Source organism: Pseudomonas fluorescens, from assembly GCF_902497995.1.
Taxonomy (GTDB): Bacteria; Pseudomonadota; Gammaproteobacteria; order Pseudomonadales; family Pseudomonadaceae; genus Aquipseudomonas; species Aquipseudomonas fluorescens_BK.
Map to the genome: position 1 here is coordinate 1 of NZ_CABVII010000039.1, position 24,390 is coordinate 24,390.

Sequence of the window (24,390 nt, forward strand, 5' to 3'; positions counted from 1 at the left end):
GAGCATTGGAACCACCTGATCCCATCCCGAACTCAGCAGTGAAACGATGCATCGCCGATGGTAGTGTGGGGTTTCCCCATGTGAGAGTAGGTCATCGTCAAGATTAAATTCCGAAACCCCTATCTGCGCATGCAGGTAGGGGTTTTGTTTTTGTCCGCAGGAAAATCCGACCCCCAGGGTTTCTATGCAACGGCTCGGTGCATGGCTATCATGCGGGCCTCATTGTGAGGCGAGACTTGCATGCTGACGTTGTTAGAGCTTCTTAAAGATGGTCGGTTTCATTCCGGCCAGGCCCTGGGCATTGCCTTGGGTATCAGTCGTAGCGCGGTATGGAAGCAGCTTCAGCATTTGGAGGCTGAACTTGGCTTGTCCATTCACAAAGTGCGCGGGCGCGGGTATCAGCTGGCTGCACCCTTGACGCTGCTTGATCCTCTCGGCATCAGAGAGCAGGCCCCTACCTGTGACTGGCCCGTTCTGGTCTTCGACTCAATCGACTCCACCAACGCCGAAGCCTTGCGCGCCATAGAGCGCGGTCAGGCTGCGCCATTCCTGGTGCTTGCCGAGCGGCAGACTGCCGGGCGAGGGCGGCGCGGGCGAAAATGGGCCAGCCCTTTTGCGGAAAACATCTATTACAGCCTGGTGTTACGTATTGAGGGTGGAATGCGGCAGCTGGAGGGCTTGAGCCTGGTCGTCGGGCTTGCGGTAATGCAGGCCTTGCGAGAGCTCGGTATTTCGACAGCAGGGCTGAAGTGGCCCAATGATGTTCTGGTAGGGCAAAAAAAAATCGCAGGGATATTGCTCGAGTTGGTGGGGGATCCTGCTGATGTGTGTCACGTGGTCTTGGGTGTCGGGATTAATGTGAACATGCAGATGACCGATGAGGTTGATCAGCAGTGGACGTCCATGCGGCTTGAGTCGGGCAAGGTATTTGATCGCAATCAGCTCGTTGCGGCCTTGGGGGAGAGGCTTCAGGCCTATTTGAGTCGTCATCAGGTCGGCGGATTTTCAGCTATCCAGGCGGAGTGGGAGCAAAATCATCTGTGGCAGGGGCGCGCTGTGTCGCTGATTGCTGGCGTTAATCAAATAGATGGCGAAGTGCTGGGTATTGATAGCCAGGGTGCCTTGCGCTTGAAGGTGGATGGTGTGGAAAAAGTCTTTAGTGGCGGTGAGCTCAGTCTGAGGTTGCGTGATGATTCTTGAGCTCGACTGTGGAAACAGTTTCATCAAGTGGCGGGTGCTCGAAGCGGATGTGCGCCGGGTGGTGGGTGAAGGCGTCGTTGATTCGGACCTCGCTTTGCTGGAGAGCTTGAAGGCGCTCCAGGGGCTCGCTCTCAAGTTTTGCCGGTTGGTCAGTGTCAGGACCCCTGAAGAAACCCATGCGTTGATTGCTCTGCTGACGCAAGCTTTCGGTGTGTCGGTGGTCTGTGCGGCACCGGCTCGCGAAATGTCCGGTGTTCGTAACGGGTATGAGGAATTCGAGCGGCTGGGGCTCGATCGTTGGCTGGCGATGCTCGGCGGGTTTCACCTGGCGTCGGGTGCCTGCCTGGTGCTCGATTTCGGTACCGCGGTCACTGCCGACTTCATTGCCAGCGACGGGGAGCATCTCGGTGGATTCATCTGCCCGGGAATGCCGCTGATGCGCAATCAGCTGCGGACCCATACGCGTAGAATCCGTTATGGGGATCTCGCCGCTGAGCGCGCCCTGGAAAGCCTCGTGCCGGGTCGCACCACCGTCGAGGCGGTGGAGCGAGGATGCTCGCTGATGCTCAGGGGCTTTGTCCTGACCCAGCTGGAGATGGCGCGCAGCTACTGGGGGGATGATTTTGCTGTGTTCCTCACTGGGGGGGATGCAGACCTGGTTTCCGGGATCGTGCCTGAGGCCAGGGTGGTTCCAGACCTGGTGTTCGTAGGCTTGGCTATGGCATGTCCCTTGTCCTGAGGTTTTTATGCGTTGGTTGTTCCTGTTGCTGCTCGTTCTCAATGTGTTTTATTACATCTGGCATCAACAAGAGGCGCCTCTGCGTGCGAAAGATGTAACGCCGTTGAGCTTGTATCGAGGTTCGCAGCAGGATATCCGCCTGTTGAGTGAGGCGACTGACACGGCGCGAGATAAAGAAAAATCGCCCCGGGCGGATGATGGTTGCCTTTATCTGGGCGGTTTTGCGCGTCAGGAAGCCGCTCAGGCGGTCGAGCGGCGATTGAGTGGCATGGAAATCAAATTCCAGTCATTGCCGAAGGATTACGCCGAATCTGCTGGTTACTGGGTGCGTGTGGCGCCCGAAAGCCGGGGTTGGCTGGATGATTCGCAGCTGAAAAACCTTTCCAGAGAATTCAATGAGTTAAAACATAAAATAATGCCCTGCGAGGGGGTTGCACCTGCTCAATAGTTTGCATAGAATGGCGCCCGCTCCACAGTGAAGACCTTTAGCGGTTAACGGTGTGAAGCGAGGTCAACGCAGCTAACCTCAGGTTTTTAATGAGAAAATGCTTGACAGAAGGCCGGCGTAGTATAGAATGCCGGCTCGCTTAGGAGGGGTTCCCGAGCGGCCAAAGGGATCAGACTGTAAATCTGACGTCTACGACTTCGAAGGTTCGAATCCTTCCCCCTCCACCATTTTTAGCGAGAGCTGCAAGCCTCGCGGGTATAGTTTAGTGGTAGAACCTCAGCCTTCCAAGCTGATGATGCGGGTTCGATTCCCGCTACCCGCTCCAAGTTTGCAGGTTTTGCAAAGTGTTACGCTCTTGTAGCTCAGTTGGTAGAGCACACCCTTGGTAAGGGTGAGGTCAGCGGTTCAAATCCGCTCAAGAGCTCCATATAACAAGGCAGATATGAAAATATCTGCCTTTGTTTTAATGGCCTGGTTGTGTTTCGTTGTGCTTGAGGGTGATTTGAGCCCCGGTGCTGGTGGAGTGCAAAGGTCATTGAGTAAATTGTTGTAAAGTCTTTTTCGGGCCGGCATAATGGTCGGCCTGATTTTGTTTTAGGTCAGTAGCTCAATTGGCAGAGCGACGGTCTCCAAAACCGTAGGTTGGGGGTTCGATTCCCTCCTGACCTGCCAGATTCACCTGGTGTGTCTGGCTTTCTTTTCACAGGATCTTCATAGATGACTCCTAAAGCTGAAGCTCAAGGCTCTCGCTTCGATCTGCTCAAGTGGCTTGCAGTAGCTGCTTTGGTGGTTGTTGGCGTTGTTGGCAATCAGTATTACTCTGCTTCGCCGATCCTGTACCGTGTGCTTGCTTTGCTTGTCATTGCTGCTGTAGCTGCCTTTGTAGGCCTGCAGACAGCCAAGGGCAAGTCTTTCTTTGTACTGGTAAAGGAAGCTCGCACCGAGATTCGTAAAGTCGTATGGCCAACTCGCCAAGAAACCACACAGACCACGTTGATTGTCGTGGCTGTTGTCCTGGTTATGGCGTTGCTGTTGTGGGGGCTTGATTCCCTGCTCGGCTGGCTTGTTTCCTTGATTGTCGGCTAAGGGTGTCCCGTGGCTAAGCGTTGGTACGTTGTGCATGCTTACTCCGGTTACGAGAAGCATGTCATGCGCTCGTTGGTAGAGCGCGTAAAGCTGGCTGGCATGGAAGATGGCTTCGGCGAAATTCTGGTTCCCACTGAAGAAGTGGTTGAAATGCGTAATGGCCAGAAACGCAAAAGCGAGCGCAAATTCTTCCCAGGTTACGTGCTGGTCCAGATGGACATGAACGAGGGTACTTGGCACTTGGTCAAGGATACGCCTCGGGTGATGGGTTTCATCGGCGGTACTGCTGATAAGCCTGCGCCAATCACAGATAAAGAGGCAGAAGCGATTCTGCGTCGTGTTGCTGATGGTAGCGACAAGCCGAAGCCGAAGACGTTGTTCGAGCCGGGTGAGTCGGTGCGTGTCAACGACGGACCGTTTGCCGATTTTACCGGCACGGTTGAAGAAGTTAACTACGAAAAGAGCCGGATCCAAGTGGCAGTGCTTATTTTCGGACGCTCTACTCCGGTAGAGCTGGAATTCAGCCAGGTCGAAAAGGTCTAGCTGAGCAAGCATCCCAACCCCGCAGCCTCAGGCTGTGGGGTTTTGTCGTCACTGGGATAAACGCGCAAGTAACCGGGGAGCCTTTCGAGGCGTTTGAACCCGTAATTGGAGTGCCTCATGGCCAAGAAGATTACCGCTTACATCAAGCTGCAAGTGAAGGCCGCTCAGGCTAACCCAAGCCCACCTGTTGGTCCTGCTCTGGGTCAGCACGGCGTGAACATCATGGAATTCTGCAAGGCTTTCAACGCCCGTACTCAGGGTATTGAGCCAGGCCTGCCGACTCCAGTGATCATCACTGTCTACAGCGACCGTAGCTTCACGTTCGAAACCAAATCCACCCCTGCTTCGGTTCTGCTGAAGAAGGCGGCTGGTCTGACTAGCGGTTCCGCTCGTCCGAACACCGTTAAGGTTGGCACCGTGACCCGTGCTCAGCTGGAAGAAATCGCGAAAACCAAAAACGCGGATCTGACTGCAGCTGATATGGATGCAGCCGTGCGTACTATCGCCGGTTCTGCTCGTAGCATGGGCCTTAACGTGGAGGGTGTGTAATGGCTAAGCTGACCAAGCGTCAAAAGGCTATCGCCGGCAAAATCGAAGCAGGCAAGTCCTACAACTTTGTAGACGCTGCCGCCCTGCTGGCTGAGCTGTCGACTGTCAAGTTCAGCGAGTCGTTCGACGTTGCTGTAAACCTGGGTGTTGACCCGCGTAAATCCGACCAGGTCGTTCGTAGCGCTACTGTGCTGCCACACGGCACTGGCAAGACCGTTCGCGTTGCCGTGTTCACCCAGGGTCCAGCTGCCGAGGCCGCTCTGGCTGCCGGCGCTGACCGTGTAGGCATGGACGACCTGGCTGCCGAAATGAAAGGCGGCGACCTGAACTATGACGTAGTGATCGCATCCCCGGATGCCATGCGCGTTGTAGGCCAGTTGGGTCAAATCCTCGGTCCACGCGGCCTGATGCCTAACCCTAAAGTCGGCACCGTAACCCCAGACGTAGCTACCGCGGTTAAAAACGCCAAGGCTGGTCAGGTTCGTTATCGCACCGACAAAAACGGCATCATCCACACCTCCGTTGGCAAAGTCGGCTTCGATGCCGTCAAGCTGAAGGAAAACGTTGAAGCCCTGATCGCTGATCTGAAGCGTATCAAGCCGGCTTCCTCGAAAGGTATTTACGTCAAGCGCGTTACCCTGAGCACCACCATGGGTCCAGGCCTGGTCATCGACCAAGGCTCGCTCGACGCGTAAGACACAGATTGGCGCAAGCGATTGCGCCAATTGAAAGATTGGGGTCCCTGCCTGGCGGGGGCTATCCAAGACCGTAGGCGACGCAAGTCTTAAACCTCAAGCCTACGCAGATGGTGCTCCCGGTTCCTTACCGAATCAGACACCAAAACGACATCCGGCTTCGGTTGGATGAAACGGTAACAAGCAGGAGTTTTTCCCGTGGCAATTAAACTTGAAGACAAGAAGGCCATCGTCGCTGAAGTCAACAAGGCTGCCCAAGTTGCTCTGTCCGCTGTCGTGGCTGATGCCCGTGGCGTAACAGTAGGCGCTATGACCGGACTCCGTAAAGAGGCTCGTGAAGCTGGCGTTTACGTACGTGTTGTACGTAACACCCTGCTCAAGCGCGCCGTTGCTGGCACTCAATATGACGTGCTCAACGACGTGTTCACCGGCCCGACCTTGATTGCATTCTCCAAAGATCATCCGGGCGCTGCTGCCCGTATTTTCAAAGAGTTCGCAAAAGGTCAGGACAAGTTCGAGATCAAGGCAGCTGCGTTCGAGGGCAAGTTCCTCGCAGCTAACCAGATCGACGTACTGGCAAGCCTGCCGACCCGTGACGAAGCAATTTCTCAGCTGATGAGCGTGATTCAAGGCGCAACCAGCAAATTGGCTCGTACTCTGGCGGCTCTTCGCGACCAGAAAGAGGCCGTTGCAGCCTAAGGCTGAGCGACTCCTTTCAGCGTTTTTTGTTTATTTCGATGGCCGCGTAGGCTGTCACCCCAATACAGGAATTTATAGTCATGTCTCTGACTAACGACCAAATCATCGAAGCAATCGGCGAAAAATCCGTTCTGGAAATCGTTGAGCTGATCAAGGCCATGGAAGAGAAGTTCGGCGTTTCCGCTGCCGCTGCTTCCGCCGGTCCAGCCGCTGTTGCTGCCGTTGTTGAAGAACAAACTGAATTCAACGTCATGCTGCTGGAAGCTGGCGAGAAGAAAGTTAACGTGATCAAGGCTGTACGTGAGCTGACCGGTCTGGGCCTGAAAGAAGCCAAGGCAGTAGTTGACGGCGCTCCTGGCATGGTTCTGGAAGCTGTTTCGAAAGACGCAGCTGACAAAGCCAAAGCCACTCTGGAAGAAGCAGGCGCTAAAGTCGAGCTGAAGTAAGCATCGACTTTGCGTCTCCAGCCCGAGCGTTAAGCGAAAGGCTGATGGCTGGTGGCTCTTGCCACCGGCCTTTTTCCGTTATTGGCAGCCGACTGGGTCGGGGCTGATAACGAGCTGTAACCACCCGATGCGGTGGCGCAAACCATGGGGTTTGCACGATTTTCTGGCTGCTCCCGTCGGGAGGGGCCAAACAAGCAGGTGACCAAGCTGGGGAACGCTGATGGCTTACTCATATACTGAGAAAAAACGTATCCGCAAGGACTTTAGCAAGTTGCCGGACGTCATGGATGTGCCGTATCTTCTGGCAATCCAGCTGGATTCGTATCGTGAATTCTTGCAGGCGGGAGCGACCAAAGATAAGTTCCGCGACGTGGGCCTGCATGCGGCCTTCAAATCCGTTTTCCCGATCATCAGCTACTCCGGCAATGCTGCGCTGGAGTACGTCGGTTATCGCCTGGGCGAACCGGCATTTGATGTCAAAGAATGCGTATTGCGCGGTGTAACTTACGCCGTACCTTTGCGGGTAAAAGTGCGCCTGATCATTTTCGACAAAGAATCGTCGAACAAAGCGATCAAGGACATCAAAGAGCAAGAAGTCTACATGGGTGAAATCCCCCTGATGACCGAGAACGGTACCTTCGTAATCAACGGTACCGAGCGAGTAATCGTTTCCCAGCTGCACCGTTCTCCAGGCGTGTTCTTCGACCACGACCGTGGCAAGACGCACAGCTCCGGCAAACTGCTGTACTCGGCGCGCATCATTCCTTACCGCGGCTCGTGGCTGGACTTCGAGTTCGACCCGAAAGACTGCGTATTCGTGCGTATCGACCGTCGTCGCAAGCTGCCTGCATCGGTACTGCTGCGAGCGCTCGGCTATACCACTGAAGAAGTGCTCGACGCGTTCTACACCACCAACGTCTTCCACGTGCAGGGTGAAAACCTCAGCCTGGAACTGGTGCCTCAGCGCCTGCGTGGTGAAATTGCCGTCCTGGATATCCTGGATGACAAAGGCAAGGTTATTGTCGAGCAGGGTCGTCGTATCACCGCTCGCCACATCAACCAGCTGGAAAAAGCCGGGATCAAAGAGCTGCAAGTGCCTCTGGACTACGTCCTGGGTCGCACTACCGCCAAGGTCATCGTGCATCCGGCAACCGGCGAAATCCTGGCAGAGTGCAACACCGAGCTGAACACCGAAATCCTGGCTAAAATCGCCAAGTCTCAGATTGTTCGCATCGAAACTCTGTACACCAACGATATCGACTGCGGTCCGTTCGTCTCCGACACGCTGAAGATCGACTCCACCAGCAACCAATTGGAAGCGCTGGTCGAGATCTATCGCATGATGCGTCCAGGCGAGCCGCCAACCAAGGACGCTGCCGAGACCCTGTTCAACAACCTGTTCTTCAGCCCTGAGCGCTATGACCTGTCTGCGGTCGGCCGGATGAAGTTCAACCGTCGTATCGGTCGTACCGAGATCGAAGGTTCGGGCGTGTTGTGCAAGGAAGACATCGTCGCGGTACTGAAGACTCTGGTCGACATCCGTAACGGTAAAGGCATCGTCGATGACATCGACCACCTGGGTAACCGTCGTGTTCGCTGCGTAGGCGAAATGGCTGAGAACCAGTTCCGCGTTGGCCTGGTACGTGTTGAGCGTGCGGTCAAAGAGCGTCTGTCGATGGCTGAAAGCGAAGGCCTGATGCCGCAAGACCTGATCAACGCCAAGCCAGTGGCTGCGGCGGTGAAAGAGTTCTTCGGTTCCAGCCAGCTGTCCCAGTTCATGGACCAGAACAACCCGCTGTCCGAGATCACCCACAAGCGTCGTGTGTCTGCACTCGGCCCTGGCGGTTTGACTCGCGAGCGTGCTGGCTTTGAAGTGCGTGACGTTCACCCGACGCACTACGGTCGTGTTTGCCCGATCGAAACGCCGGAAGGTCCGAACATCGGTCTGATCAACTCCCTGGCTGCCTATGCGCGCACCAACCAGTACGGCTTCCTAGAGAGCCCGTATCGTGTGGTGAAAGACGCTCTGGTCACCGACGAGATCGTGTTCCTGTCCGCCATCGAAGAAGCTGATCACGTGATCGCTCAGGCTTCGGCCACGATGAACGACAAGAAAGTCCTGATCGACGAGCTGGTAGCTGTTCGTCACTTGAACGAATTCACCGTCAAGGCGCCGGAAGACGTCACCTTGATGGACGTATCGCCGAAACAGGTAGTTTCGGTTGCGGCGTCGCTGATCCCGTTCCTCGAGCACGACGACGCCAACCGTGCGTTGATGGGTTCGAACATGCAGCGTCAAGCTGTACCCACCCTGCGCGCTGACAAGCCGCTGGTCGGTACCGGCATGGAGCGTAACGTAGCCCGTGACTCCGGCGTTTGCGTCGTGGCTCGTCGTGGCGGCGTGATCGATTCCGTCGACGCCAGCCGTATCGTGGTGCGTGTTGCCGATGACGAAGTTGAAACCGGTGAAGCCGGTGTCGACATCTACAACCTGACCAAGTACACCCGCTCCAACCAGAACACCTGCATCAACCAGCGTCCGCTGGTGCGTAAAGGTGATCGGGTTCAGCGCAGCGACATCATGGCCGACGGCCCGTCCACCGACATGGGTGAACTGGCGCTGGGTCAGAACATGCGCATCGCGTTCATGGCATGGAACGGCTTCAACTTCGAAGACTCCATCTGCCTGTCCGAGCGTGTGGTTCAGGAAGACCGCTTCACCACGATCCACATTCAGGAACTGACCTGTGTGGCACGTGACACCAAGCTTGGGCCAGAGGAAATCACTGCAGACATCCCGAACGTGGGTGAAGCTGCACTGAACAAGCTGGACGAAGCCGGTATCGTTTACGTAGGTGCTGAAGTAGGCGCAGGCGACATCCTGGTCGGCAAGGTCACTCCGAAAGGCGAGACCCAGCTGACTCCGGAAGAAAAGCTGCTGCGTGCCATCTTCGGTGAAAAAGCCAGCGACGTTAAAGACACCTCCCTGCGCGTGCCTACCGGCACCAAGGGCACCGTCATCGACGTACAGGTCTTCACCCGCGACGGCGTCGAGCGTGATGCTCGTGCACTGTCGATCGAGAAGACTCAACTCGACGAGATCCGCAAGGACCTGAACGAAGAGTTCCGTATCGTTGAAGGCGCCACTTTCGAACGTCTGCGTTCCGCACTGGTCGGCCATAAAGCCGAAGGCGGCGCCGGTCTGAAGAAAGGTCAGGACATCACCGACGAAGTGCTCGACGGTCTTGAGCATGGTCAGTGGTTCAAACTGCGCATGGCTGAAGATGCTCTGAACGAGCAGCTCGAGAAGGCTCAGGCCTACATCGTTGATCGCCGCCGTCTGCTGGACGACAAGTTCGAAGACAAGAAGCGCAAACTGCAGCAGGGCGATGACCTGGCTCCAGGCGTGCTGAAAATCGTCAAGGTTTACCTGGCAATCCGTCGCCGCATCCAGCCGGGCGACAAGATGGCCGGTCGTCACGGTAACAAGGGTGTGGTCTCCGTGATCATGCCGGTTGAAGACATGCCGCACGATGCCAATGGCACCCCGGTCGACGTCGTTCTCAACCCATTGGGCGTACCTTCGCGTATGAACGTTGGTCAGATCCTTGAAACCCACCTGGGCCTCGCGGCCAAAGGCCTGGGCGAGAAGATCAACCGCATGATCGAAGAGCAACGTAAAGTTGCCGATCTGCGCAAGTTCCTGCACGAGATCTACAACGAGATCGGCGGTCGCAACGAAGATCTGGACAGCTTCTCCGACCAGGAAATCCTGGATCTGGCGAAGAACCTGCGTGGCGGCGTTCCAATGGCCACTCCAGTGTTCGACGGTGCCAAGGAAAGCGAAATCAAGGCCATGCTGAAACTGGCTGACCTGCCAGAAAGCGGCCAGATGCAGCTGACCGATGGCCGTACCGGCAACAAGTTCGAGCGCCCGGTTACTGTTGGCTACATGTACATGCTGAAGCTGAACCACTTGGTAGACGACAAGATGCACGCTCGTTCTACCGGTTCGTACAGCCTGGTTACCCAGCAGCCGCTGGGTGGTAAGGCGCAGTTCGGTGGTCAGCGTTTCGGGGAGATGGAGGTCTGGGCACTGGAAGCATACGGTGCTGCTTACACTCTGCAAGAAATGCTCACAGTGAAGTCGGACGATGTGAACGGCCGGACCAAGATGTACAAAAACATCGTGGACGGCGATCACCGTATGGAGCCGGGCATGCCCGAGTCCTTCAACGTGTTGATCAAGGAAATTCGTTCCCTCGGCATCGATATCGATCTGGAAACCGAATAACACGTGACGCGAATCGAGAGCGGGGCAGGATTGCTCGCTCTCTGCTCCGCCAGGAGGAAAGGCCTTGAAAGACCTACTGAATTTGCTGAAAAACCAGGGTCAAGTCGAAGAGTTCGACGCCATCCGTATTGGATTGGCATCGCCTGAGATGATCCGTTCGTGGTCGTTCGGTGAAGTTAAAAAGCCGGAAACCATCAACTACCGTACGTTCAAACCTGAACGTGACGGCCTGTTCTGCGCCAAGATCTTTGGCCCGGTAAAGGATTACGAGTGCCTGTGCGGTAAGTACAAGCGCTTGAAGCACCGTGGTGTGATCTGCGAGAAGTGCGGCGTTGAAGTCGCGCTGGCCAAGGTTCGTCGTGAGCGCATGGCGCACATCGAACTGGCTTCGCCAGTTGCCCACATCTGGTTCCTGAAATCGCTGCCGTCGCGTATCGGCTTGCTGATGGACATGACCCTGCGTGATATCGAACGCGTTCTCTACTTCGAGAGCTATGTCGTTATCGATCCAGGCATGACCACCCTTGAAAAAGGTCAGCTGCTCAACGATGAGCAGTACTTCGAAGCGCTGGAAGAGTTCGGCGACGATTTCGATGCCCGCATGGGTGCCGAAGCTGTCCGTGAACTGCTGCACGCTATCGACCTGGAGCACGAGATTGGCCGTCTGCGTGAAGAAATTCCGCAAACCAACTCCGAAACCAAGATCAAGAAGCTGTCCAAGCGTCTGAAGTTGATGGAAGCCTTCCAGGGTTCCGGCAACCTTCCAGAATGGATGGTGCTGACCGTTCTGCCGGTTCTGCCGCCAGATCTGCGTCCACTGGTCCCGCTGGATGGCGGTCGCTTCGCGACTTCCGACCTCAACGATCTGTATCGTCGAGTGATCAACCGTAACAACCGCTTGAAGCGCCTGCTGGATCTGTCCGCTCCGGACATCATCGTGCGCAACGAAAAGCGTATGTTGCAGGAAGCCGTCGACGCACTGCTCGACAACGGTCGTCGTGGCCGCGCTATCACCGGTTCGAACAAGCGTCCTCTGAAATCCCTGGCTGACATGATCAAGGGTAAGCAGGGTCGTTTCCGTCAGAACTTGCTCGGTAAGCGTGTTGACTACTCCGGTCGTTCGGTAATTACCGTAGGTCCGACCCTGCGTCTGCACCAGTGCGGTCTGCCGAAGAAGATGGCACTCGAGCTGTTCAAGCCATTCATTTTCGGCAAGCTGGAAATGCGTGGCCTCGCGACCACCATCAAAGCGGCCAAGAAAATGGTCGAGCGCGAACTGCCAGAGGTTTGGGACGTTCTCGCTGAAGTGATCCGTGAACACCCGGTTCTCCTCAACCGTGCACCGACCCTTCACCGTCTGGGTATCCAGGCGTTTGAACCGGTTCTGATCGAAGGTAAGGCTATCCAGCTGCACCCTCTGGTCTGCGCCGCGTACAACGCCGACTTCGACGGCGACCAAATGGCCGTGCACGTACCGCTGACGCTGGAAGCCCAGCTCGAAGCGCGTGCGTTGATGATGTCGACCAACAACATTCTGTCGCCAGCCAACGGTGAGCCAATCATCGTTCCGTCGCAGGACGTTGTATTGGGTCTGTACTACATGACGCGTGAAGCGATCAACGCCAAGGGCGAAGGTCGTGTGTTCGCGGATCTGCAGGAAGTTGACCGTGTGTTCCGTGCCGGCGAAGCCGCACTGCACGCCAAGGTCAAAGTGCGGATCAACGAAACCGTCAACGATCGTGATGGCGGCAGCGTCAAGAACACCCGTATCGTCGACACCACTGTCGGCCGTGCGCTGTTGTTCCAGGTTGTTCCACCTGGTCTGTCGTACGACGTCGTCAACCAGCCGATGAAGAAAAAGGCGATCTCCAAGCTGATCAACCAATGCTACCGCGTGGTTGGTTTGAAAGAGACCGTGATCTTCGCTGACCAGTTGATGTACACCGGTTTTGCCTATTCGACCATTTCCGGCGTTTCCATCGGTGTTAACGACTTCGTTATCCCGGATGAAAAAGCCCGCATCATCGGTGCTGCCACCGACGAAGTGAAAGAGATCGAAAGTCAGTACGCCTCCGGCCTGGTAACCCAGGGCGAGAAGTACAACAAAGTGATCGACCTTTGGTCCAAGGCGAACGACGAAGTGTCCAAGGCGATGATGGCCAACCTCTCGAAAGAGAAAGTCATCGACCGTCATGGCGTCGAAGTCGAACAGGAATCCTTCAACTCGATGTACATGATGGCCGACTCGGGCGCACGGGGTTCTGCTGCGCAGATCCGTCAGCTCGCCGGTATGCGTGGCCTGATGGCCAAGCCGGACGGTTCCATCATCGAAACGCCGATTACTGCGAACTTCCGTGAAGGTTTGAGCGTACTTCAGTACTTCATCTCCACTCACGGTGCTCGTAAAGGTTTGGCGGATACCGCGTTGAAAACGGCGAACTCCGGTTACCTGACTCGTCGTCTGGTAGACGTGGCGCAGGATCTGGTGGTGACCGAGATCGATTGCGGCACCGAACATGGCCTGGTAATGACTCCGCACATTGAAGGCGGTGACGTTGTCGAGCCGTTGGGTGAGCGCGTATTGGGTCGTGTCATTGCCCGTGACGTATTCAAGCCGGGCACCGAGGAAGTTATCGTTCCTGGTGGCACTCTGGTAGACGAGAAGTGGGTCGAGTTCATCGAGCTGAACAGCATCGACGAAGTGATCGTGCGTTCGCCGATCAGCTGCGAAACCCGCTTCGGCATTTGCGCCAAGTGCTACGGTCGTGACTTGGCTCGTGGTCACCAGGTGAACATCGGTGAAGCGGTCGGCGTTATCGCTGCCCAGTCCATCGGTGAGCCGGGTACCCAGCTGACCATGCGTACGTTCCACATCGGTGGTGCGGCAAGCCGGACCTCCGCGGCCGACAGCGTTCAGGTGAAGAATGGCGGTACCGTCCGTCTGCATAACCTGAAGCACGTTGAGCGGGTGGATGGTTGCCTGGTAGCCGTGTCCCGTTCCGGTGAGCTGGCCATCGCAGATGACTTCGGTCGTGAGCGCGAGCGTTACAAGCTGCCGTACGGTGCTGTGATTTCGGTTAAAGAAGGTGACAAGGTCGACGCTGGCGCAATCGTGGCCAAGTGGGATCCGCACACTCACCCGATCGTTACCGAAATGAAAGGTACCGTGACCTACGTGGGCATGGAAGAAGGCATCACGATCAAGCGTCAGACTGACGAATTGACCGGTATGACCAACATTGAAGTACTCGACGCCAAAGACCGTCCAGCTGCCGGTAAAGATATCCGTCCTGCTGTGAAGATGGTCGATGACAACGGCAAGGATCTGTTGCTGCCAGGCACTGACGTTATCGCTCAGTACTTCCTGCCAGCCAACGCCCTGGTCGGTGTAGCGGACGGTGCGAAGATCGCGATCGGTGATGTTATCGCTCGTATCCCGCAAGAAACTTCGAAAACTCGCGACATCACCGGTGGTCTGCCGCGTGTTGCCGACTTGTTCGAAGCCCGTCGTCCGAAAGAAGCGTCGATTCTGGCTGAAGTCAGCGGCACCATCGCGTTCGGTAAAGAGACCAAAGGCAAGCGCCGTCTGGTCATTACCCCGAACGACGGTAGCGATCCGTACGAAGAGCTGATTCCGAAGTGGCGTCACCTGAACGTCTTCGAAGGCGAACAGGTAAACCGCGGCGAAGTTATCTCCGACGGCCCGAGCGATCCACACGACATCCTGCGTCTGCTGGGTGTAAGTGCGCTGGCCAAGTACATCGTGAACGAGATCCAGGACGTTTACCGTCTGCAAGGCGTGAAGATCAACGACAAGCACATCGAGACCATCCTGCGTCAGATGTTGCGTAAAGTTGAAATCGCTGAATCCGGCGATTCCAGTTTCATCAAGGGCGACCAGATGGAATTGACTCACGTTCTGGTAGAGAACGAGCGTCTGGCTGGCGACGAGAAATTCGTCTCCAAGTTCACTCGCGTGTTGCTGGGTATCACCAAGGCGTCGTTGTCCACCGAATCGTTCATCTCGGCGGCTTCCTTCCAGGAAACCACCCGCGTACTGACCGAAGCGGCGGTAACCGGCAAGCGCGATTACCTGCGCGGCCTGAAAGAAAACGTGGTCGTGGGTCGTCTGATCCCGGCCGGTACCGGTCTGGCTTACCACAGCGAGCGCAAGCGCCGCCGTGATGCTGACAAACCGTTGCGCGTAAGCGCCAGTGAAGTGGAAGCTGCACTGACCGAAGCGCTGAACTCGAGCGGTAACTGAGTTCTGCGATAAATGAGCATGGGCCCTGGCCGTTCCGTTCGTCGAATCGAGACAAATTGTCGAGGTTGGATGAGCGGGGAGGTCGGGGCCTTGCCTTGACTGGGGGCAAGATCCTCTTTAGACTCTTGTACCCCTAAATTTGGCGGGAATTCGTTCCTGCCATTTTGCTTTTCTTGCAAGACAATAGCGTCGCAAGACAACAGTGGAGCTAGTAGATGGCAACTATCAACCAGCTGGTACGTCAGCCGCGTAAGCGTATCGTCGAGAAATCCGACGTGCCTGCGCTGCAGAACTGCCCGCAACGTCGTGGCGTATGCACCCGTGTGTATACCACCACGCCGAAAAAACCTAACTCGGCACTGCGTAAAGTATGCCGTGTGCGTCTGACCAACGGTTTCGAGGTTTCCTCGTACATCGGCGGTGAAGGCCACAACCTGCAAGAGCACAGCGTGGTACTGATCCGCGGCGGTCGTGTAAAAGACTTGCCAGGTGTTCGTTACCACACCGTACGCGGTTCTTTGGATACTTCCGGCGTTAAAGGTCGTAACCAGGGTCGTTCGAAGTACGGTACCAAGAAGCCTAAGTAGTAGCGGCTTTTTGTAAAACTGATTTTCCATTTTTCTGAGTCGATAAGAGTAAGGTCGGAGGCGTCCCGAAAGGGCACCGATTCCGAGCGAACCTGAAGACCGTTTGAGGGCTTATCCATGCCAAGAAGACGCGTAGCAGCCAAGCGCGAAGTGCTTGACGATCCAAAATACGGCAGCCAGATCCTGGCCAAGTTCATGAACCACGTGATGGAAAGCGGCAAGAAAGCCGTTGCCGAGCGTATCGTTTATGGCGCGCTGGAAAAGGTTAAAGAACGCAAGAACAGCGACCCCCTGGAAATCTTCGAGAAAGCTCTCGACGCCATCGCTCCGCTGGTCGAAGTGAAGTCGCGCCGTGTAGGCGGTGCTACTTACCAGGTTCCGGTTGAAGTTCGTCCGTCCCGTCGTAACGCCCTGGCAATGCGCTGGTTGGTAGACTTCGCCCGTAAGCGCGGCGAGAAGTCTATGGCTCTGCGTTTGGCTGGCGAACTGTTGGACGCTGCCGAAGGTAAAGGTGCTGCAGTTAAGAAGCGTGAAGACGTGCACCGTATGGCTGAAGCCAACAAGGCTTTCTCGCACTACCGCTTCTAATTTTAGCGTCACTAATTTTGCGAGGGCTTTATGGCTCGTACAACACCGATTAACCGCTACCGTAACATTGGTATCGTTGCTCACGTGGATGCTGGTAAAACCACCACCACCGAGCGCGTCCTTTTTTACACTGGCAAAAGTCACAAAATGGGCGAGGTGCATGACGGCGCCGCGACCACAGACTGGATGGTGCAGGAGCAGGAGCGTGGTATTACCATTACTTCTGCTGCCATTACCGCCTTCTGGCAGGGTTCCGAGAAGCAGCACAAGGACCAATACCGCTTCAACGTCATCGACACCCCGGGCCACGTTGACTTCACTATTGAAGTTGAACGTTCCCTGCGTGTTCTCGACGGCGCGGTCGTTGTGTTCTGCGGCACCTCGGGTGTTGAGCCTCAGTCGGAAACCGTATGGCGTCAAGCCAACAAGTACGGCGTTCCACGTCTTGTTTACGTAAACAAGATGGACCGTGCTGGTGCCAACTTCCTGCGCGTGATCGGTCAGATCAAGCAGCGTCTGGGTCACACCCCGGTGCCAATCCAGTTGGCAATCGGTTCCGAAGACAACTTCCAGGGTCAGATCGATCTGCTGTCCATGGAAGCTGTGTACTGGAACGACGCTGACAAAGGCATGACTCCACGTCGCGAGCCTATCCCTGCTGAGCTGCAGGAACTGGCTGACGAGTGGCGCGGCAACATGGTTGAGGCTGCGGCCGAAGCCAGCGAAGAGCTGATGAACAAGTACCTCGAAGGTGAAGAACTCACCAACGTGGAAATCAAGGCCGCTCTGCGTCAGCGTACTATCGCTGGTGAGATCGTCCTGGCTGTTTGCGGTTCTTCCTTCAAGAACAAGGGTGTTCCCCTGGTTCTCGATGCCGTGATCGACTACTTGCCTGCTCCTACCGACATTCCTGCCATCAAGGGTACTGACCCGGATGACGAGACCAAGGAAATGGAGCGTCACGCAGACGACAGCGAGCCGTTCTCGGCGCTGGCGTTCAAGATCGCTACCGACCCATTCGTGGGTACCTTGACCTTCGTCCGCGTTTACTCGGGCGTGTTGGCCTCCGGCGACGGCGTGATCAACTCGGTTAAAGGCAAGAAAGAGCGCGTGGGTCGTATGGTGCAAATGCACGCAAACGCCCGTGAAGAAATCAAGGAAGTACGCGCTGGCGACATCGCGGCCTTGATCGGCATGAAGGACGTCACCACCGGTGAGACTTTGTGCAACGCTGACAAGCCAATCATCCTGGTTCGCATGGACTTCCCGGAGCCGGTTATTTCGGTTGCCGTAGAGCCTAAGACCAAGGACGACCAGGAAAAAATGGGTATCGCTCTGGGCAAGCTTGCTCAGGAAGATCCATCTTTCCGCGTCAAAACCGACGAAGAGACTGGTCAAACGATCATCTCCGGCATGGGCGAGTTGCACCTGGACATCCTGGTTGACCGGATGCGCCGTGAGTTCAACGTCGAAGCCAACATCGGTAAGCCTCAAGTTTCGTACCGTGAGCGCATCACGAAGAATTGCGAAATTGAAGGCAAGTTCGTTCGCCAGTCCGGCGGTCGTGGCCAGTTCGGTCACTGCTGGATCCGCTTTGCTCCTGCTGACGAAGGTCAGGAAGGTCTGCAATTCGTGAACGAAGTAGTGGGTGGTGTGGTTCCTAAGGAATACATCCCGGCTATCCAGAAGGGTATCGAAGAGCAGATGAAGAACGGCGTTGTCGCCGGCTATCCGCTGATCGGCCTGAAGGCTACCGTGTTCGATGGTTCCTACCACGACGTCGACTCCAACGAGATGGCGTTCAAGGTGGCTGCTTCCATGGCAACCAAGCAGCTGGCCCAGAAGGGCGGTGGTGAGTTGCTTGAGCCGATCATGGCGGTAGAGGTTGTTACACCTGAAGACTATATGGGTGACGTGATGGGCGACCTTAACCGTCGTCGCGGCATGATCCTGGGTATGGAAGACACGGTCTCCGGCAAAGTAATTCGTGCCGAAGTTCCGTTGGGTGAGATGTTCGGTTATGCGACCGACGTCCGTTCCATGTCCCAAGGTCGCGCAAGCTACTCTATGGAATTCAAAAAATACAATACAGCTCCGTCGCACATCGTCGAAACTGTTACCAAAAAACAAGGCTGATTCAGCCCCCTTTAGGCTAGGAGTTAATTGTCGTGGCTAAAGAAAAATTTGACCGTACCCTCCCGCACGTCAACGTTGGCACCATCGGTCACGTCGACCACGGTAAAACCACGCTGACCGCTGCCCTGACTCGCGTCTGCTCCGAAGTTTTCGGTTCGGCCGTTGTTGCTTTCGACAAGATCGACAGCGCTCCGGAAGAAAAGGCTCGTGGTATCACCATCAACACCGCGCACGTTGAATACAACTCGCTGATCCGTCACTACGCTCACGTTGACTGCCCAGGTCACGCTGACTATGTGAAGAACATGATCACCGGTGCTGCTCAGATGGACGGCGCTATCCTGGTTTGCTCGGCCGCTGATGGTCCGATGCCACAAACCCGTGAGCACATCCTGCTGTCCCGTCAGGTTGGCGTTCCGTACATCGTTGTCTTCCTGAACAAGGCTGACATGGTTGACGACGCTGAGCTGCTGGAGCTGGTTGAGATGGAAGTGCGCGATCTGCTGAGCACTTACGACTTCCCGGGTGACGACACTCCGATCATCATCGGTTCGGCTCTGATGGCTCTGAACGGCCAAGACGACAACGAAATGGGCACCACTGCCGTTCGTAAACTGGTTGAGACTCTGGACAGCTACATTCCAGATCCAGTCCGTGTTATCGACAAGCCGTTCCTGATGCCAATCGAAGACGTATTCTCGATCTCCGGTCGCGGTACTGTTGTAACTGGCCGTATCGAGCGCGGTATCGTCAAGGTTCAGGATCCACTGGAAATCGTTGGTCTGCGTGACACTACCGTCACCACCTGCACCGGTGTTGAAATGTTCCGTAAGCTGCTCGACGAAGGTCGTGCTGGCGAGAACTGCGGCGTTCTGCTGCGTGGTACCAAGCGTGACGACGTTGAGCGTGGCCAGGTTCTGGTCAAGCCAGGTTCGGTCAAGCCGCACACCAAGTTCGAAGCTGAAGTCTACGTACTGAGCAAAGAAGAAGGCGGTCGTCACACTCCGTTCTTCAAAGGCTACCGTCCACAGTTCTACTTCCGTACTACTGACGTGACTGGTAACTGCGAACTGCCGGAAGGCGTTGAAATGGTAATGCCAGGCGACAACATCAAAATGGTTGTCACCCTGATCAAGACCATCGCAATGGAAGACGGTCTGCGTTTCGCTATCCGTGAAGGCGGTCGTACCGTCGGCGCTGGCGTCGTAGCCAAAATCATCGAGTAAGCTCTTTTTTGAGTAAGCTTCGATGAGTTGAAAAAGCCCTCCGCTCAGCGGGGGGCTTTTTTATTGGGTTGACACCCATATGGGGCGTCTATAGAATTGCGCCTCCTTTTAACGGGCGTATTGCGCTCGGTGGGAATAGCAGCCGGAGTCTGAAATCCAATGCAAAATCAGCAAATCCGTATCAGGTTGAAGGCTTTTGACCATCGCCTGATCGACCAATCCACCCAGGAAATCGTGGAAACCGCGAAACGTACTGGTGCTCAAGTGCGTGGTCCAATTCCACTGCCTACCCGTAAAGAGCGGTTCACCGTTCTGGTCTCCCCGCACGTCAACAAAGACGCGCGTGACCAGTACGAGATCCGTACTCATAAGCGCGTTCTGGACATTGTCCAGCCAACGGATAAAACCGTTGATGCACTTATGAAGCTTGATCTTGCGGCCGGTGTGGAAGTGCAGATCAGCCTCGGCTAAGACTCGGTCTTAGTCGTGTAACGCTCTGAAATGGGCGGCCATAGCGGGTGAAAGCCCCGTACACTCATGAGGTTTACAACATGACTATTGGTGTAGTCGGTCGTAAATGCGGTATGACCCGTATTTTCACCGAAGAAGGTGTCTCCATTCCGGTCACGGTCATTGAGATCGAGCCGAATCGCGTCACCCAGTTCAAAACTGAAGAGACCGATGGCTATCGTGCAGTGCAAGTCACTGTAGGCGAGCGTCGTGCTTCGCGTGTTACAGCTGCTCAGGCTGGCCACTTCGCTAAAGCGAACGTTGCCGCTGGTCGTACCGTAATGGAATTCCGTCTTGAAGAAGGCGAGTACCAGGCCGGCGATCTGATCAACGCTGAAATCTTCGCCGCTGGTCAACTGGTTGATGTAACCGGTCAGTCCAAGGGTAAAGGCTTCCAGGGTACGATCAAGCGTTGGAATTTCCGCGGGCAAGATAATACCCACGGTAACTCCGTGTCCCACCGCGTTCCAGGCTCTATCGGCCAGTGCCAGACTCCTGGTCGTGTATTCAAGGGCAAAAAAATGTCCGGTCATATGGGCGCTGAGCGCGTGACCGTGCAGTCCCTCGAAGTAGTGCGCGTGGACGCTGAACGCAATCTGTTGTTGGTCAAGGGCGCTGTTCCTGGCGCTACTGGCGGCAACTTGGTTGTACGTCCAGCAGCCAAGGCTCGCGGTTAAGGGGAAGCTGACATGCAATTAAATGTAAATGACGCTCAAGCGATCGAAGTTTCCGAACTGACATTTGGCGGCGAATTCAACGAGACGCTGGTTCACCAGGCAGTCGTGGCCTACATGGCCGGCGGCCGTCAGGGTAGCAAGCAGCAAAAGACCCGTTCCGACGTTCGTGGTGGCGGTAAGCGCCCATGGCGTCAGAAAGGTACTGGCCGTGCTCGTGCCGGTACTATCCGTAGCCCAATCTGGCGCGGCGGCGGTACCACTTTCGCAGCTCGTCCTCAGGATCACTCCCAGAAGCTGAACAAGAAGATGTATCGCGCAGCAATGCGTTCCATCCTTGCTGAGCTGGTGCGTACTGATCGTCTGGTCGTGGTTCAGGATTTCGCCGTTGAAACGCCGAAAACCAAAGACCTGCTGGGCAAGCTGAACAACATGAGCCTGACCGACGTTCTGATCGTGTCGGACGCTGTTGATCAGAACCTGTACCTGGCTGCTCGCAACCTGCCGCACGTAGATGTACGTGATGTGCAAGGTTCCGATCCAGTTAGTCTGATCGCATACGACAAGGTGTTGATCACCGTGTCGGCCGTGAAGAAATTCGAGGAGCTGCTGGGATGAACCAGGAACGCGTATTTAAAGTTCTGCTTGGCCCGCACGTTTCCGAGAAGGCTACGGTTCTGGCAGACAAGAAAGGCCAGTTCGTTTTCAAGGTTGCAACTGACGCAACCAAGCTGGAAATCAAGAAGGCCGTCGAAAGCCTGTTCAGCGTGAAAGTAGAGCGTGTTACTACCCTGAATGTTCTGGGTAAGAGCAAGCGCACTGCTCGCGGTCTGGGCAAGCGTAATGACTGGAAGAAGGCAGTTATCTCCCTTCAGCCAGGCCAAGATCTCGATTTCAGCAGCAGTGCTGAGTAAGGAAGGGGTGCATCATGGCAATCGTTAAATGCAAACCGACTTCCCCTGGCCGCCGTTTTGTGGTCAAGGTGGTCAACCAGGAGCTGCATAAAGGCGCTCCTCACGCACCGCTGCTCGAGAAGAAATCGAAGACTGGTGGTCGTAACAACAATGGTCGCATTACCACTCGTCACATCGGTGGTGGCCATAAGCAGCATTATCGTCTGGTCGATTTCCGTCGCAACGACAAAGATGGCATCTCTGCCACTGTCGAGCGTATCGAATACGATCCAAACCGTACTGCTCACATCGCTCTGCTGCTGTACGCAGATGGCGAGCGTCGCTACATCATCGCCCCTAAAGGCGTGAGTGCTGGTGACCAGCTGATCGCAGGTGCCCTGGCACCGATCAAGCCGGGCAACGCTCTGCAACTGCGTAACATTCCAGTTGGTAGCACCGTACACGGCATCGAATTGAAGCCAGGTAAAGGCGCACAGATCGCTCGTTCCGCTGGTGCTTCGGCTCAGCTGATCGCTCGTGAAGGTGTCTACGTGACCCTGCGTCTGCGTTCTGGTGAGATGCGTAAAGTGCTGGCTGAATGCCGCGCGACCCTGGGTGAAGTCTCGAACTCCGAGCACAGCCTGCGTTCGCTGGGTAAAGCTGGTGCCAAACGCTGGCGTGGCGTTCGCCCAACCGTTCGTGGTGTTGCCATGAACCCGGTTGACCACCCACATGGTGGTGGTGAAGGTCGTACCTCTGGTGGTCGTCATCCGGTATCGCCATGGGGCTTCCCGACTAAGGGCGCGAAGACTCGTGGTAATAAGCGTACCGACAAAATGATCGTCCGTCGTCGCAAGTAAATAGAGGGATACGACAGTGCCACGTTCTCTGAAAAAAGGTCCTTTTATCGATCTTCACCTACTGAAGAAGATCGAAGTGGCGGCGGAAAAGAACGATCGCAAACCAGTGAAAACCTGGTCGCGCCGTTCGATGATCCTGCCACAAATGGTCGGTTTGACCATCGCAGTACACAACGGTCGTCAACACGTCCCAGTTCTCGTGAACGAAGACATGGTCGGCCACAAACTGGGCGAGTTTGCCGGTACCCGCACTTATCGTGGGCACGTGGCAGACAAGAAAGCCAAGCGTTAAGGGGTTAGGAAATGGAAGTAGCCGCTAAGTTGTCGGGCGCTCGAATCTCCGCCCAGAAAGCCCGCTTGGTCGCCGACCAGATCCGCGGGAAGAAGGTGGGCGAAGCGCTCAACCTGTTGGCTTTCAGCAGTAAGAAAGCCGCCGAGATCATGAAGAAAGTGCTGGAGTCGGCCGTAGCCAACGCCGAGCATAACGAAGGCGCAGACGTTGATGACCTTAAAGTCAGCACCGTTTTCGTCAACGAAGGGCGTTCGCTGAAGCGCATCATGCCACGTGCCAAAGGCCGTGCTGATCGCATCGTCAAGCGGTCTTGCCATATCACTGTCAAGGTTGCTGACAAGTAACGGAGTCGAAGAGATGGGTCAGAAAGTACATCCCATTGGCATTCGCCTGGGAATCGTCAAGGAGCACACCTCCGTCTGGTACGCAGACGGTCGGACTTATGCGGACTATTTGTTCGCTGATCTGAAGGTGCGTGAGTATCTCCAAGACAAACTAAAAAGCGCGTCCGTAAGCCGTATCGATATCCATCGTCCGGCTCAAACTGCACGTATCACCATCCACACCGCTCGTCCAGGTATCGTTATCGGGAAGAAAGGTGAAGATGTTGAGAAACTGCGTCAGGACCTGACCAAACAAATGGGTGTGCCTGTGCACATCAATATCGAAGAAATCCGCAAGCCGGAACTCGACGGTATGTTGGTTGCGCAGAGCGTAGCTCAGCAGCTGGAGCGTCGCGTAATGTTCCGTCGCGCTATGAAGCGCGCCGTACAGAACGCCATGCGCATTGGTGCCAAAGGCATCAAAATCCAAGTGAGCGGTCGTCTCGGCGGTGCTGAAATCGCACGTACTGAATGGTATCGCGAAGGTCGTGTGCCACTGCACACCCTGCGTGCCGACATCGACTATGCCAACTACGAAGCTCACACCACCTACGGTGTGATCGGTGTAAAGGTTTGGATCTTCAAGGGCGAAGTAATTGGTGGTCGCCAAGAAGAACTGAAACCACAAGCACCAGCGCCTCGTAAAAAAGCTGCTAAGTAAGGGGTACGCCAAATGTTGCAACCAAAGCGTACGAAGTTCCGCAAGCAAATGACTGGTCACAACCGTGGCCTGGCATTGCGCGGTAGCAAAGTCAGCTTCGGCGAGTATGCGCTGAAGTCTGTAGCTCGTGGTCGTCTCACCGCTCGTCAGATCGAGTCAGCGCGTCGTGCACTGACCCGTCACGTTAAACGTGGCGGCAAGATCTGGATCCGTGTATTCCCGGACAAGCCTATTTCCAAAAAGCCCCTCGAAGTTCGGATGGGTAAAGGTAAGGGTAGTGTCGAGTACTGGGTTGCCCAGATTCAGCCAGGCAAGGTCCTGTATGAAATCGAGGGTGTTTCTGAAGAGCTGGCGCGTGAGGCTTTTGCCCTGGCTGCTGCAAAGCTGCCGCTCGCCACCGCTTTTGTTAAACGGACGGTGATGTGATGAAAGCGAATGAACTTCGTGAAAAAGACGCGCCGCAGCTTAACGAGCAACTGCTCGGCCTGCTGCGCGACCAGTTCAATCTGCGCATGCAGAAAGCAACTGGCCAGTTGGGGCAGTCTCACCTGCTCCGGCAAGTTAAGCGTGACATCGCTCGCGTGAAGACTGTGCTCAAACAGCAGGCAGGTAAGTAA

General features: G+C 55.7%; 25 protein-coding genes, 4 tRNA genes and 1 rRNA gene. All 30 read left to right on the forward strand.

Features of this window, described 5'->3' with window-relative positions; all coding sequences use genetic code 11:
• Nucleotides 1–103: ribosomal RNA gene (gene rrf / locus F8N80_RS29125) — 5S ribosomal RNA — on the forward strand; the annotation flags it as partial.
• A 137-nt stretch (nt 104–240) separates the two neighbouring features.
• Nucleotides 241–1,200: a bifunctional biotin--[acetyl-CoA-carboxylase] ligase/biotin operon repressor BirA gene (gene birA, locus F8N80_RS29130; protein WP_150785249.1), complete on the forward strand. Its 960-nt coding sequence runs from the start codon at nt 241–243 to the stop codon at nt 1,198–1,200.
• Complete coding sequence (locus F8N80_RS29135; RefSeq protein WP_150748026.1) at nt 1,190–1,939, forward strand: pantothenate kinase; 750 nt, start codon at nt 1,190–1,192, stop codon at nt 1,937–1,939. The genes birA and F8N80_RS29135 overlap by 11 nt, the downstream gene beginning before the upstream one ends.
• A gap of 7 nt (nt 1,940–1,946) precedes the next feature.
• A complete protein-coding gene (locus F8N80_RS29140; RefSeq protein ID WP_150785250.1) occupies nt 1,947–2,387 on the forward strand; it encodes a hypothetical protein in 441 nt (146 codons plus the stop codon).
• A gap of 142 nt (nt 2,388–2,529) precedes the next feature.
• Nucleotides 2,530–2,614 (forward strand) — tRNA-Tyr (locus tag F8N80_RS29145).
• 24 nt (nt 2,615–2,638) lie between these two features.
• Nucleotides 2,639–2,712 (forward strand) — tRNA-Gly (locus F8N80_RS29150).
• A gap of 26 nt (nt 2,713–2,738) precedes the next feature.
• Nucleotides 2,739–2,814, forward strand: a tRNA-Thr gene (locus tag F8N80_RS29155).
• Nucleotides 2,815–2,983: 169 nt separating this feature from the next.
• Nucleotides 2,984–3,059, forward strand: a tRNA-Trp gene (locus tag F8N80_RS29160).
• A 45-nt stretch (nt 3,060–3,104) separates the two neighbouring features.
• Nucleotides 3,105–3,473 (forward strand): preprotein translocase subunit SecE, encoded by a 369-nt coding sequence (gene secE / locus F8N80_RS29165; RefSeq protein ID WP_064680062.1) that lies wholly within the window; start codon nt 3,105–3,107, stop codon nt 3,471–3,473.
• Between the two features lie 9 nt (nt 3,474–3,482).
• Entirely contained in the window at nt 3,483–4,016 is a 534-nt protein-coding gene (gene nusG / locus F8N80_RS29170; RefSeq protein ID WP_007896622.1) for a transcription termination/antitermination protein NusG, read from the forward strand.
• 117 nt (nt 4,017–4,133) lie between these two features.
• On the forward strand, nt 4,134–4,565 hold the full coding sequence (gene rplK, locus F8N80_RS29175; RefSeq protein WP_003210097.1) for a 50S ribosomal protein L11: 432 nt from the start codon (nt 4,134–4,136) through the stop codon (nt 4,563–4,565).
• Nucleotides 4,565–5,260: a 50S ribosomal protein L1 gene (gene rplA, locus F8N80_RS29180; protein ID WP_007896626.1), complete on the forward strand. Its 696-nt coding sequence runs from the start codon at nt 4,565–4,567 to the stop codon at nt 5,258–5,260. The genes rplK and rplA overlap by 1 nt, the downstream gene beginning before the upstream one ends.
• A 198-nt stretch (nt 5,261–5,458) precedes the next feature.
• Entirely contained in the window at nt 5,459–5,959 is a 501-nt protein-coding gene (gene rplJ, locus F8N80_RS29185; protein WP_150748023.1) for a 50S ribosomal protein L10, read from the forward strand.
• An 80-nt stretch (nt 5,960–6,039) separates the two neighbouring features.
• Nucleotides 6,040–6,405, forward strand: a complete 366-nt coding sequence (gene rplL / locus F8N80_RS29190) for a 50S ribosomal protein L7/L12 (RefSeq protein ID WP_010467258.1) — start codon at nt 6,040–6,042, stop codon at nt 6,403–6,405.
• A gap of 220 nt (nt 6,406–6,625) precedes the next feature.
• A complete protein-coding gene (gene rpoB / locus F8N80_RS29195) occupies nt 6,626–10,699 on the forward strand; it encodes a DNA-directed RNA polymerase subunit beta (protein WP_150748022.1) in 4,074 nt (1,357 codons plus the stop codon).
• Nucleotides 10,700–10,763: 64 nt separating this feature from the next.
• Nucleotides 10,764–14,963, forward strand: a complete 4,200-nt coding sequence (rpoC, locus tag F8N80_RS29200) for a DNA-directed RNA polymerase subunit beta' (protein ID WP_150748021.1) — start codon at nt 10,764–10,766, stop codon at nt 14,961–14,963.
• A 215-nt stretch (nt 14,964–15,178) separates the two neighbouring features.
• Nucleotides 15,179–15,550, forward strand: coding sequence for a 30S ribosomal protein S12 (gene rpsL / locus F8N80_RS29205; RefSeq protein ID WP_002555494.1), 372 nt, complete (start codon nt 15,179–15,181; stop codon nt 15,548–15,550).
• A 117-nt stretch (nt 15,551–15,667) separates the two neighbouring features.
• Nucleotides 15,668–16,138, forward strand: a complete 471-nt coding sequence (gene rpsG, locus F8N80_RS29210; RefSeq protein WP_002555493.1) for a 30S ribosomal protein S7 — start codon at nt 15,668–15,670, stop codon at nt 16,136–16,138.
• A 30-nt stretch (nt 16,139–16,168) separates the two neighbouring features.
• A complete protein-coding gene (gene fusA, locus F8N80_RS29215; RefSeq protein WP_150748020.1) occupies nt 16,169–18,274 on the forward strand; it encodes an elongation factor G in 2,106 nt (701 codons plus the stop codon).
• Nucleotides 18,275–18,306: 32 nt separating this feature from the next.
• Complete coding sequence (tuf, locus tag F8N80_RS29220; RefSeq protein ID WP_007896660.1) at nt 18,307–19,500, forward strand: elongation factor Tu; 1,194 nt, start codon at nt 18,307–18,309, stop codon at nt 19,498–19,500.
• A 159-nt stretch (nt 19,501–19,659) separates the two neighbouring features.
• Complete coding sequence (rpsJ, locus tag F8N80_RS29225; RefSeq protein ID WP_003186070.1) at nt 19,660–19,971, forward strand: 30S ribosomal protein S10; 312 nt, start codon at nt 19,660–19,662, stop codon at nt 19,969–19,971.
• An 80-nt stretch (nt 19,972–20,051) separates the two neighbouring features.
• Nucleotides 20,052–20,687, forward strand: coding sequence for a 50S ribosomal protein L3 (rplC, locus tag F8N80_RS29230; protein WP_003186059.1), 636 nt, complete (start codon nt 20,052–20,054; stop codon nt 20,685–20,687).
• Between the two features lie 12 nt (nt 20,688–20,699).
• Complete coding sequence (gene rplD, locus F8N80_RS29235; protein ID WP_003228735.1) at nt 20,700–21,302, forward strand: 50S ribosomal protein L4; 603 nt, start codon at nt 20,700–20,702, stop codon at nt 21,300–21,302.
• A complete protein-coding gene (gene rplW / locus F8N80_RS29240; protein ID WP_002555488.1) occupies nt 21,299–21,598 on the forward strand; it encodes a 50S ribosomal protein L23 in 300 nt (99 codons plus the stop codon). Before rplD ends, rplW begins: the two co-directional genes overlap by 4 nt.
• A 14-nt stretch (nt 21,599–21,612) precedes the next feature.
• Nucleotides 21,613–22,437: a 50S ribosomal protein L2 gene (gene rplB / locus F8N80_RS29245; RefSeq protein ID WP_003176423.1), complete on the forward strand. Its 825-nt coding sequence runs from the start codon at nt 21,613–21,615 to the stop codon at nt 22,435–22,437.
• Between the two features lie 16 nt (nt 22,438–22,453).
• Nucleotides 22,454–22,729, forward strand: a complete 276-nt coding sequence (gene rpsS / locus F8N80_RS29250) for a 30S ribosomal protein S19 (protein WP_002555486.1) — start codon at nt 22,454–22,456, stop codon at nt 22,727–22,729.
• A gap of 11 nt (nt 22,730–22,740) precedes the next feature.
• On the forward strand, nt 22,741–23,073 hold the full coding sequence (rplV, locus tag F8N80_RS29255) for a 50S ribosomal protein L22 (RefSeq protein ID WP_003103908.1): 333 nt from the start codon (nt 22,741–22,743) through the stop codon (nt 23,071–23,073).
• Nucleotides 23,074–23,086: 13 nt separating this feature from the next.
• The gene (gene rpsC / locus F8N80_RS29260; RefSeq protein ID WP_003176422.1) at nt 23,087–23,773 is read left to right on the forward strand and encodes a 30S ribosomal protein S3; all 687 of its coding nucleotides are present in this window, start codon (nt 23,087–23,089) and stop codon (nt 23,771–23,773) included.
• 12 nt (nt 23,774–23,785) lie between these two features.
• A complete protein-coding gene (rplP, locus tag F8N80_RS29265; RefSeq protein WP_122838845.1) occupies nt 23,786–24,199 on the forward strand; it encodes a 50S ribosomal protein L16 in 414 nt (137 codons plus the stop codon).
• Complete coding sequence (gene rpmC / locus F8N80_RS29270) at nt 24,199–24,390, forward strand: 50S ribosomal protein L29 (protein ID WP_008030901.1); 192 nt, start codon at nt 24,199–24,201, stop codon at nt 24,388–24,390. The genes rplP and rpmC overlap by 1 nt, the downstream gene beginning before the upstream one ends.